This is a genomic window from Streptosporangium jomthongense (genome assembly GCF_042650425.1).
Taxonomy (GTDB): Bacteria; Actinomycetota; Actinomycetes; order Streptosporangiales; family Streptosporangiaceae; genus Streptosporangium.
On the sequence record NZ_JBHSBC010000012.1, the window covers coordinates 255090 to 267354 of the forward strand.

Here is a 12265-nt window from a genome sequence, read left to right on the forward strand (position 1 = left end):
GCTCAGCCGCCCATCTCGGCGACGAGGCTCTTCGGGCGCATGTCGGTCCAGTTGGCCTCGACGTAGGCCAGGCAGTCGGCGCGGGAGGCCGGGCCGTGGACGCTCTCCCAGCCGCCGGGCACGTCGGCGAAGGCGGGCCACAGCGAGTGCTGCCCCTCGGCGTTCACCAGCACCAGATAGCGGGCGTCGGCGTCTTCGAAGGGATTGGTCATCGGAGGTTCTCCTGTGCTGGTCTCGTGGTCTGGATCTCGTTGAGCGCGCGGTTCACGATGGGGCCGATCACGGTGAGCGCCCTGGGGGTGAGCAGTTCCGCGTGGGTGAAGTCCACGTCGTGGTTGACGATCGCCCCGTCCACGTGGGCGGCCCACTGCAGGTGGTCACCGGTCTCCACCCGGTCCTTGGTGGCGGTGACGACGAGCAGGTCGCCGTCGTAGCGGGCGTAGTCCGCGCCGAGCAGCAGGTCCATGCAGGCGCGGTGGACGGTCGCGATGGCCCGCACCGTGGCGTCGTCGAAGTCGGCGAGCACACCCGCCGACTCGCGCAGCCCCTGCAGGAACTCCTCGGTCTCGGCCCGGCTGAGCTCGTCCAGTTCCTGCGGGGTACGGCTCGGCTCCTCCTCGGCGTCCATCGGGAAGGTGTCGAGCACGCCGAGGAAGGCGACCTCCTGCCCCCTCTCGCGCAGCGCCGTGGCGATCGCGTAGGCGACCTGCCCGCCGAAGGACCAGCCGAACAGGTGGTACGGCCCGGCGGGCTGGACGGCGGCGATCCGGTCGGCGTAGGCCCGGCCCAGGTCGCGGATGGTCGCCGGGGCGAAGTCCTCCCCGGTCAGCTGGGGCGCCTGGATGCCGTACAGGGGCCTGCGCGGGTCGAGGTGGGGCAGCAGCCCGCCGTACAGCCAGGCGAACCCGGCGGGCGGGTGCGCGCAGAACAGCGGCGGCAGGTCGCCCGAGGCGCGCAGTGGCAGGATCACGTCGAATCCGCCCGGCGCTCCCCCGGCCAGCCGTACGGCCAGCTCCGCCGGGGTCGGGGCGGCCATGACGGTGGCCAGCTTGAGCGGCGTGCCGAGCTCCGTCCTGATCCTGGCGGCCAGCCGCATGGCCAGCAGCGAGTGGCCGCCGAGTTCGAAGAAGCTGTCGTCGACGCCGACCCTGGGCAGGCCGAGCACCTCGGCGAAGACCCGGCACAGGGCGGCCTCGCGTTCGTCGCGCGGCTCGCGGGAGGAGACGGCGGCGGCGAAGTCCGGGGCGGGCAGCGCCTTGCGGTCGAGCTTGCCGTTGATGGTCAGCGGCAGCTCGTCGAGGGTGACGAACGCCGAGGGCACCATGTAGCCGGGCAGCAGCTCCCGCAGGGACGCCGCCAGGTCGCCGGGGCCGTCCCCCGAGGGCACGACGTAGGCGACCAGGCGGGTGACCGGGCCCGGCTGGGCGACGACCGCCACCTGGCCGACGCCGGGTTCGGCGGCGATGACGGCCTCGATCTCGCCGGGTTCGACCCGGAATCCACGGATTTTCAGCTGGTCGTCGGCCCTGCCGAGGAAGTCGAGGTTGCCGTCGCCGCGCCAGCGCACGACGTCGCCGGTGCGGTACATGCGCTCGCCGTCCTGGAAGGGGTCGGCGACGAAGCGCTCCGCGGTGAGGCCGGGCCGGTTCAGGTAGCCGCGGGCCAGGCCGATCCCGGAGACGTACAGCTCGCCCGCGACGCCGACGGGGACCGGGCGCAGCCGGTCGTCCAGCACGTAGACGCGGGTGTTCCAGATCGGGCGGCCGACGATGGGGGTGACGCTGTCGCCGGTGCCGCCGCCGAGGGTGTTGATGGTGTACTCGGTCGGGCCGTACAGGTTGTAGCCGAGTGTCCCCTCCGTGGTGCGCAGCGTCTCCCACAGGGCGTGGCCGACGGCCTCGCCGCCGAGCAGTACCAGAGGCGGGACGTGCCCTTCGAGCAGGCCGTGTTCGACGAGTTGCTGGGCGTAGGAGGGGGTGACGTTGACGACGTCGACGAGGTGCTCGGCGCAGTAGGCGGTGAGCGACTGCGCGTCGCGGCGCATCTCCTCGTCCAGGACGTGCACCTCGTGCCCCTCGACGAGCCACAGCAGTTCCTCCCACGACATGTCGAAGGAGAAGGAGACGGTGTGCGCGATCCGCAGCCGCCGGCCCGCCGAGGCCACGACCGGGTCGAAGATCTCGCTGCGGTGGTTGAACTGCATGTTGGTCAGGCCCGCGTACGGCACGACGACGCCCTTCGGCCTCCCCGTCGAGCCCGAGGTGTAGATGACGTACGCCGGGTGGCTCAGCGGGAACTCCAGGCCCAGGTCGTCGCCGGGCAGCCCGTCCAGGCCGTCCAGGTCCCCGGGGCGCAGCACGCACACCGGCCCGGCGTCGTCGATCATGTGCTCGATCCGGTCGGCCGGGTAGTCCAGGTCGAGCGGCAGGTAGGCGGCGCCGGTCTTGAGCACCGCGAACAGCGCGGCGACCATGTCGGCCGAGCGCGGCAGCGCGAGCCCGACGATCCGCTCCGGCCCGGCGCCCCTGCCGACCAGCATCCTGGCGATGCGGTTGGCGCGGGCGTTGAGCTCGGCGTAGGTGTGGCGTTCCCTGCCGAAGACCAGCGCGACGGCGCCGGGGGTGCGCGCGGCCTGTTCCTCCAGGAGGCGGGCCACGGTCTTGTCCGGCAGCGGGTGATCGGTGGCGTTCCATTCCTGGAGCACCAGCCGTCGTTCGTCCGGCCCGAGCGGGTCGAGGCGGCCGACGGGTGTCGTCAGGTCCCCGGCGATCTGTTCGAGCAGTCGGGTGAAGCGGGCGAGCATCGCCTCGGCGAGCGGCCGGTCGAACACGTCGGGCCGGTAGGCCAGCGACACCTTGAGCCGTTCGTCCGGGGTGACGACGAGGGTCAGCGGGTAGTGGGTGCCGTCCACGCTGTCCATCTCGGCGATGCCGTAGGAGGCGGTGACGCGCAGGCGTTCCTCCTCGTCGTCGCCGAAGTTGCGCAGCACGTACAGGGTGTCGAAGAGCTGGCCGAGTCCCGCCGCCCGCTGGATCTCGCCGAGCCCGAGGTGTTCGTGGGCCAGTACGGCGGAGCGGCCGCGCTGCAGGCGGGTGAGCAGGTCCAGGAGGGACTCGTCGGCGTCGAGGGTGATCCGCACGGGGACGGTGTTGAGGAACAGGCCGATGGTCGACTCGACGCCGGGGATCTCGGCGGGCCGTCCTGAGACGGTGCTGCCGAACACGACGTCGGAGCGGCCGGTGACCCCGGCCAGGACCATGCCCCAGGCGGCGGTCAGCAGGGTGCTGAGTGTCAGGCCGTGCCGTCTGGCCTGGGCGACCAGGCTCGGGCCGAACCCGTCGGGCAGTTCGGCCAGCACGGCGTCGGGCACGACCGCGGTCAGCTCGCCCCCGGTGGGGGCCAGCAGCGTCGGCTCGGCGAGCCCGGCCAGGGCCTGCTTCCAGGCCTCGAACGCGGCGCCGGTGTCCTGCCGCGACAGCCAGGCCAGATAGTCCCGGTAGGGGGTGACCCGCTCGGGCTCTCGCCCGTCGTACAGGTCGAACAGCTCCCGCAGGAACAGCCCCTCCGACCAGCCGTCCCACAGGATGTGGTGGTGGATCATGACCAGCAGGTGGTGGTCGGGGGCCAGCCTGACCAGGGTGAAGCGCACCAGCGGCGGCCTGGTCAGGTCGAAGCGCCTGGCGCGGTCCTCGGTCAGGATCCGCGCGACCGCGTCCCGCTGCGCCGGGTCGGTGAGGAAGCCGAGGTCGATGCCCTCCGCCCGCGCCTCCTGCCCGGTGAGGGGCCGCCCGGTGAGGCCGGTCAGGTCGATCTCGGTCAGCGGCAGCTCCGCCGTCCTGGGCACGAACTGGACGGCCCGGTCGAGGCCGTCGTACCGGAACCCGGCCAGCAGGTTGGGGTGGCGGGCGGTCAGCCGCCGCCAGGCCTCGCGCAGCCGTCCGGCGTCCATCGGGCGGCGCAGTTCGAGGAAGTTCTGCACGGTGTAGACGTCGAGCGCGCCCTCGTCCACGGTGGCGTGGAAGAGCAGGCCCTCCTGCAGCGGCGCGAGCGGCAGCACCTCGGCCGTGCCGGGGGGCAGCTCGTCGATCTGCGCCTGGGTGAGGGAGACCAGCGGCAGGTCGGAGGGGGTCAGCGCGTCGTCGAGGGCGCCGGGGGCGCCGAGTTCGGCCAGCGCCGCCTCCCAGCGCCCGGCCAGACCGGCCAGTTCCGCGCCGTCGAGGACGGCCGAGGTCCAGGTGACCCGCAGCGTCGGCCCCTCGGGCCTGTCCTGGGTGACGGCGTCCACCTCAAGCCCGTACGGCGAGGCGCCGGTCCCGATCTCGGGGAGCGTCTCGTCGGCGATGCCCCAGTCCTCGGCGCCGCCTACGCCGAACCTGCCCAGGTAGTTGAACAGGATCTCCGGGCGGGGCGCGGCGGCGAGCACGGCGGCCGTCTGCGGGTTGAGGTGACGCAGCAGGCCGTAGCCGAGGCCGCCGTCGGGCACCGCGGCCAGCTGTTCCCTGATCCGCTTGAACGCCGCGACCGTGCCGATTGTGCCGCCGGGGGTCCCGGGGTCGAGACGCACCGGGTGGACGGCGGTGAGCCAGCCCGCGGTGCGCGACAGGTCGAGTTCGGCGTGTTCGCGGCCGTGGCCCTCCAGCTCGACCAGGGCCGGGCCGTCGCCGGGCAGGGCCAGGGCGAGCGCGGTGAGCAGCAGCGCGTTCATCCCGCCCCTGGCCGAAAGCAGGCTCCGGGTGAGCGCGGTGTCCAGGACGGTCTCGTGCGTGGCGGGCGCCGTAGCGGACACCGGGGACGCCTGGGGCGTCACCGCCAGGCGGGTGGCGCCGGGGGCCACGGCCGCCAGCCAGTGGTCGAGTTCGGCGAGCCGCCCGGGGGTGTGCGCCTCCTCGCTCAGCCGCCGTGACCAGCGGCGCAGGGAGACGGGGACGGGGGCGGGGTCGCGGCCCTCGACGGCGGCTGCCAGGTCGGGCAGCAGGAAGCGCCAGGAGACGCCGTCCACCACGAGGTGGTGGGCGACGACGAGCAGGCGTCCCGGCTCCTCGCCGAGGTCGAACCAGACGACCTGGACGACCGCGCCGGTCGCCGGGTCGAGCCGTCCGACGGCGGCGCGGTACTCGGCTTCGAGACCGGCCAGGCCGGTGACCCGGCGCACCTCGAAGGGGGCCGCCTCAGGGGTGATCTCCGCCGACCAGATCGCGGGGTGCGGCCTGGCCAGGCGCAGCCGCAGCGCGTCGTGGCGGCGGGCGAGGACGTCGAAGGCGGCGGTGATCCGCTCGACGCCGAGCGCGGGCGGCACCCGCAGCAGCCTGGCCTGGTGCACGTCCTCGACCGGGACGCCCTGTTCGCGCAGCCAGTGCATGACGGGCAGCAGCGGCAGCGGGCCCCCCGCCTCCTCCTCGGGTTCCGCGGGCGTCGCGGCGACGGGCTCCGCCGCCGTGGCGACGGCCGCGAGCCCGGCGACGGTCGGGTGCTCGAAGACGTCCTTGGCGGTGATCGTCAGCCCGGCGGCGCGGGCTCTGGCGACCAGGGTGATGGACATGATGCTGTCGCCGCCGAGGCCGAAGAAGTCGTCGTCGACGCCGACCACGCCCAGGCCGAGCACCTCGGCGAAGGCGGCGGCCATGGCCTCCTCGCCGGGCCTGGCGGGCTTCGCGGCGGCGGGCGCCTCGGGCGCGGCGGGGACGGGCAGCGCGCGGCGGTCGAGCTTGCCGTTGACGGAGAGCGGCAGCGCGTCGATCGGCACGATCACCGAGGGCACGAGCTGGCCGGGGACACACGAGGCCAGTTCGGCGCGGAGCGCCGCCGGGTCGAGCGGGCCGTCGGGGGCACCGTCTGGAGCACCGTCTGGAGCACCGACGACGTAGCCGATCAGGCGGCCCTCGACGGCGGCCGCGGCGGCCTGCCGTACGCCGGGAAGGGCGCGCAGCGCGGCCTCGACCTCGCCCAGCTCGATCCGCTGCCCGCGGATCTTCACCTGGTCGTCGGTGCGGCCGAGGAACTCGACGGTGCCGTCGGGGCGCCGGCGGGCCAGGTCCCCGGTGCGGTACATGCGCTCGCCGTGCCCGGACGGGTCGGCGACGAACCGTTCGGCGGTCAGGCCCGGCCGGTTGAGGTAGCCGCGGGCGAGCTGGACGCCCGACAGGTACAGCTCGCCGGGGACGCCGACCGGCACCGGGCGCAGCGCGGCGTCGAGCACGTGGACGCCGGTGTTCCACACCGGGCGGCCGATCGGGACCGTGGCGGCTCCGGGGTCACCGGTGTACTCCTGGTAGGTGACGTCCACGGCGGCCTCGGTCGGGCCGTACAGGTTGTGCAGCCCGGCGCCGAGCGCCCTCCTGAAGTCGGCGGCCAGGTCGGCGGGCAGCGCCTCACCGGAGCAGACGACGTGGCGCAGGCTCACGCAGCCGGGCACGCCGGGGTCGGTCAGGAAGGCCCGCAGCATGGACGGCACGAAGTGGGCGACCGTGACGGACCGCTCCCGGATGAGCCGGACGAGCCTGGCGGGGTCGCGGTGGTCGCCGGGCGCGGCCAGGACCACGGCGGCGCCCTCGCAGAGCGCCCAGAAGAACTCCCACACCGACACGTCGAACCCGGCGGGGGTCTTCTGCAGCACCCGGTCGTCCGGGGTGAGGCCGTACTCGGCCTGCATCCAGGCCAGGCGGTTGACGATCGCCCGGTGCTCGACCACCACGCCCTTCGGCCGTCCCGTCGAGCCGGAGGTGTAGATCACGTAGGCCGGGCCGCCGGGGGCCGAGGCGTCGGGGAAGGGCCGGTCCCCGCCCTCGCGGGGGACGTCGGCGGCCGTCAGCAGCCGGACGGGGCGGGCGTCGTCGAGCATCAGCTCACGCCGCTGCGCCGGATAGTCGGGGTCGATCGGCAGGTAGGCCGCCCCGGTCTTCAGCACGGCCAGCAGCGCGACCATCAGCTCCGCCGAGCGGGGGACGGAGACCGCGACGATCGTCTCGGGCCCGGCGCCGCCCTCGGCGAGTTCCCAGGCCAGCCGGTCGGCGCGCCGTTCCAGCTCCGCGTAGGTCAGCTCAAGCCAGGTCCTCCCCTCAGGCCCCTCGGGTGCGGCCACGGCCAGGGCGTCCGGGGTACGGCGGGCCTGGGCGGTGATGCGGCGGCTGAGCGTGCCGGAGGGCACCTCGCGGGCGGTGTCGTTCCACTCGCCGGTGATCCGGCCGCGTTCGGCGGGGGACAGCACGTCGACCGCGCCGACGGTCAGCGCCGGGTCGGCCAGCACCTGGCGCAGCACGTGGACGAGCCGGTCGCCGAGCAGGTGGGCGGTCGCGTCGTCGAACAGGTCGCGGGCGTAGATGATCGACAGGTGCGTGGCCTCGCCGTCGTCCACGGCGTTGAAGGCCAGGTCGAAGCGGGCGTGGACGCTCAGGTCGGGTTCGAGCTCGCCGAGGGCGCTGGCTGGTTCCGCCCGGTGGTACTGGGTCATGACCTGGAACAGCGGGTGCCTGGCCAGTGACCTGGTGGGGGCGACGATGTCGACGAGCCGCTCGAACGGCAGGTCCTGGTGGGCGAGCGCGGCCAGTTCCGTCTGGCGCACCCGGCCGAGCAGCGTGTCGAACGACGGATCGCCCGACAGGTCGGCGCGCAGCACGAGCGTGTTGACGAACAGGCCCATGACGTCGTCGAGGGCCTCGTCGGGGCGGCCCGCCACGGGTACGCCGAGCGGGATGTCGTCCCCGCCGCCGAGCCTGCCCAGCAGGAGGGCGACGGCGGCCTGCAGCACCATGAAGGGGGTCGCGCCGCCGCGCCCGGCCAGCGCCGCGACGCCCCGGTGGACGTCGTCGGGCAGGCGGAGCCGTACGGTCGCGCCCCGGTGGGTCGGGGTGTGCGGCCTGGGCCGGTCGTAGGGCAGCGCCAGCTCGTCGGGGATGCCCGCCAGTGCCTCCCGCCAGTGGCGTTCGTCCTCCTCGGTGGGGACGTCCCGGCGCCAGAGGGTGTGGTCGGCGTACTGCAGGACGTCGGGCCACTCCGGTTCCCGCCCGGCCAGCCTTGCCTCGTAGGCGCTCGCCAGGTCGCGCAGGAACACCCCCTCCGACCACTGGTCGCTGGCGATGTGGTGGAAGACGGCCGACAGGACGAGCCGTCCGTCGCCGAGGGTGAACAGCGTCCCGCGCAGCGGCGGCTCTGCGAGCAGGTCGAAGCCGTACTCCTCGGCCTCGGCGAGGTCGTCCGCCAGCCGCTCCGCCGTGCTCGCCACGGTCGTCAGCGGCGGCCGGACGTCCAGGACCACCTGGTACGGCGTGCCTTCGGCGTCCGGGTAGACGGTGCGCAGGATCTCGTGGCGGCCGGTCACGTCGTGCCAGGCGGCGCGCAGCGCGGCGGCGTCGGCGCCCGGCGTCAGGTGCAGGCGCAGCGGGATGTTGTAGACCGGGCTCGGGCCTTCCAGGTGGTGCAGGAACCACAGGCGGCGCTGGGCGGCCGAGAGCGGCACCCGTTCCGGGCGCGGCATGCGGGTGAGGGGCGCGCGGGCGGCGCCGCCGAGCCTGGGCATGAGCCTGGCGACGGTGCGCGCCTCGAACAGGTCCCTGATCGCCAGGCCGGTGCCCAGGGCGCGCCGGATGCGGTTGACGGCGCGGGCGGCCAGCAGCGAGTGGCCGCCGAGGGCGAAGAAGTCGTCGTCGGCGCCGATCGCGGGCACGCCGAGCAGGTCGGCGAGCACGCCGCGGACGAGTTCCTCCCGTTCGTCCCTGGCCGCGCGGCCCACCGTACGGCTCACCCCGGGGGCGGGCAGGGCGGCGCGGTCGAGCTTGCCGTGGACGTTCATCGGCAGCGCGTCGAGGGTGACGACGGCGGGGACCATGTAGGCGGGCAGGCCGAGCGCGCCGGGGTCGACCGGCCCGTCGGCGACGACGTAGGCGACGAGCCGGTCGTCCCTGACGATCACGGCGGCGCGGGAGACCCCGGGCTGCGCGGTGAGCGCGGCCTCGACCTCGCCCAGCTCGATCCGGTAGCCGCGTACCTTCACCTGGTCGTCGGTGCGGCCGAGGAACTCCAGGGTGCCGTCGGGCCGCCAGCGGGCCAGGTCTCCGGTGCGGTACATGCGCTCGCCGTACCTGAGGGGGTCGGCGACGAACCGTTCCGCGGTCAGGCCCGGCCGGTTCAGGTAGCCGCGGGCCAGACCGGCCCCGGCGATGTACAGCTCGCCGGGGACGCCCGGCGGCACCGGGCGCAGCCTGCGGTCGAGCACGTAGACGCGGGTGTTGGCGATGGGCCGTCCGACGACCGGGGCGGGGCTGTCGGCGAGGTCGGCGCCGAGGGTGTCCACGGTGTCCTCGGTCGGGCCGTAGTAGTTGTGCGCGAGCACGCCGGGGGTCTCACGCAGGCGGCGCCACAGCGCGTCGGGCACGGCCTCGCCGCCGAGCAGCACGAGCACGGGCCGGTGCTCACCGTCGAGCAGGCCGCAGTCGAGCAGCTGCTCGGCGAAGGTCGGGGTGACGTCGAGGGTGTCGATGCGCCGTTCGGCGACCAGCGCGACGGTCGCCTCGGCGTCGCGGCGGGTCTCCTCGTCGAAGACGTGCAGCTCGTGGCCGCACAGCAGCCACAGCAGCTGCTCCCAGGAGGAGTCGAAGGAGAAGGACGCGGTGTGCGCGGCGCGCAGCCGCCGCCCGCCCGCCGCCTCGACCGCCCTGGCGAAGACGGTGTCGCGGTGGTCGCGGTAGAGGTTCATCAGGCCGTGGTGGGCGATCTGCACGCCCTTGGGGCGTCCGGTCGAGCCGGAGGTGTAGATGACGAAGGCCTGCTGCGCGGGGTCGCGTTCGACGACGGGGTCGGTCTCCGGGCCGTCGTCGGTCTCCGGGAGCTTGGTCAGGACGAGCACGGGGCGGGCGTCGGCGAGCATGAGCCGCCGCCGCTCCTCCGGGTAGTCGAGGTCGATCGGCAGATAGGCGGCCCCGGTCTTCAGCACGGCCAGCAGCGCGACGACCAGGTCGGCCGAGCGGGGCAGCGCGAGCGCGACCAGCGTCTCCCGCCCGGCGCCGAGCCCGGTCAGGGCGTGCGCGAGCCGGTTGACGCGCCGGTTGAGCTGGTCGAAGGTCAGGGCGGTCGTGCCGGAGACCACCGCGGTCGCGTCCGGGGTCGCGGCGACCTGCGCCTCGAAGACGTCCACGACGGTGCCTGCGGGGATCTCCGCCTCGGTGGCGATCCAGTCGCCGAGGACGCTCTCGCGTTCGATCAGCACGTCGATCTCGCCGACGACGACCTCCGCGGTGAGCTGCGCGAGCACCCGGGCGAAGCGGGCGGCCACGGCTCGGGCCTCGTCGTCGCCGAACGCGTCCGGCCGGTACTCCAGGACGAAGCGGGGCCCGCCGCCGTCGGGGCCGAGCACCGGGTTGCCCGAGGGAAGCACGAGCAGCGTCAGCGGGTAGTGCGTGTGGCCCCGGTTGCCTGCGCCGGTCACGGTGACCTCACCGCCGGGCACGCCCTGCCCGGCCGGGTAGTTCTCGAAGACGAGCAGCGTGTCGAAGAGCGTCCCGGCCCCGGCGAGGGCCTGGATCTCGGCCAGGCCGAGGTACTGGTGGTCGAGCAGCCTGGCCTGTTCCGCCTGGAGCCTGGTGAGCGCGGCGAGCGCCGCCTCCTCCGGGTCGAGCCGCACCCGGACGGGGACGGTGTTGCTGAACAGGCCGATCATGTTCTCCACGCCGTCGAGGTCGGCGGGACGGCCGGAGACGGTCGCGCCGAAGACGACGTCGTCGCGTCCGGTGAGCACGCCGAGCAGGATCGCCCAGGCCCCCTGGACGACGGTGTTGAGGGTCAGGCCGTGCCGCCTGGCGAACACGCCGAGCCGCTCCCCCACGGCGGCGGGCAGCTCGACGGCCACCTCACGCGGCGGGACGGGGGTTCGCGCGGCTTCTGCGCCTCTGACCAGGGTCGGTTCGACCGGCCCGGCCAGCGCCTCGCGCCAGGCCGCGGCGTCGGCCTCGGTGTCCCTGCGGCCCAGCCAGGCCAGGTAGTCCCGGTACGGCGGCGCCGGTTCGGCGGTTCCCGAGACCAGTTCGCGCACGATGAGCGGGGTCGACCAGCCGTCGGCGACGATGTGGTGGCCGGTCAGCAGCAGCCGGTGGCGGTCAGGGCCGAGCCGTACGAGCAGGCAGCGCAGCAGCGGCGAGCGGGTGAGGTCGAAGCGGTGGGCCAGTTCGGCGCGTTCGACCTCGTCGAGGCGTTCCGGCTCGCCGGACAGGTCGAGTTCCCGCCAGGACAGTTCCGCCCGGGCCGGGATGACCTGGACGGGCCGGTCGAAGCCGTCGGACAGGAAGACCGCGCGCAGGCTGTCGTGCCGGGCGAGCAGCCGTTCCATCCGCCCGCGCAGCCCGTCGACCGGCCCTTCGAGGTCGAGGTGGGTCAGCGAGGTGTAGACGTCGAGTTCGTCGGCGCTGGCGTGGAAGAGCAGGCCCTCCTGCAGCGGCGAGAGCGGCAGCACGTCGGCGGCGTCCCCGGGCAGGCGGTCGACCTCCCGCTGGGTGAGGGCGACCAGCGGCAGGTCGGACGGGACGAGCGCGTCGGGCGTCGCGGCCAGTTCGTCGAGGGCGGTGTCCCAGCGCGCGCCGAGGTCGTCCAGGTCGAGCACGCCGGGCGGGCTCGACAGGTGGACGGCCAGCGAGGGTCCCTGCGGCGTCTCGTGCAGGAAGGCGTTGACCTCAAGGGCGTACGGCGTGGGCATGGCGGGGTCGTCGGAGGCGGTGAAGGCGGCGCCCGCGGCGAAACGGCCGAGGTAGTTGAACAGGATCTGCGGCTGCGGCAGCCCGTCGAGCAGTCCGCGCAGGTGGCGCAGGACGCCGTAGCCGAGCCCGCCACTGGGCACCGACCTGACGGCCTCCTTCACCCTCCTGAGGGTGCCGGCCGGGGTCGCGGCTCCGTCGAGACGGACGCGGACGGGATGTTCGACGGTGAACCAGCCGACGGTGCGCGACAGGTCGAGGTCGTCGATCAGGTCACGGCCGTGCCCCTCGGTCTGCACCAGCAGTTCGTTCCCGCCGACGGCCCTGGCCAGGACGGCCAGCAGCAGCTCGTCCATCCCGGCGCGGCAGCGGGCCGCGGCGGCCAGCAGCGGCGCCGTACGGCCCGGCGGCACGGTGACGACGGAGCGCACGGCGGTGCCGACGGTGTCGCCGGGTCCTGGCCTGCGCGCGCCGAGCCTCGGTCCCGGCCGGTCGAGAACCCCGGTCCAGTAGGGCAGTTCGCCGGAGACGTCCAGGTCGGCCACGGTGGCCGCCCAGGTGCGCAGCGAGGTGCCGACCGGTTCGAGCGG

At 74.4% G+C, this 12265-nt stretch carries 2 protein-coding genes; both read right to left on the bottom strand.

The window, feature by feature from the left end; all coding sequences use genetic code 11:
- Nucleotides 1-2: 2 nt before the first annotated feature.
- Nucleotides 3-212 (bottom strand): MbtH family protein, encoded by a 210-nt coding sequence (locus ACFOYY_RS12895; RefSeq protein ID WP_352009151.1) that lies wholly within the window; start codon nt 210-212, stop codon nt 3-5.
- Nucleotides 209-12220, bottom strand: a complete 12012-nt coding sequence (locus ACFOYY_RS12900) for an amino acid adenylation domain-containing protein (RefSeq protein WP_386189907.1) — start codon at nt 12218-12220, stop codon at nt 209-211. Before ACFOYY_RS12900 ends, ACFOYY_RS12895 begins: the two co-directional genes overlap by 4 nt.
- Between the last annotated feature and the right edge of the window lie 45 nt (nt 12221-12265).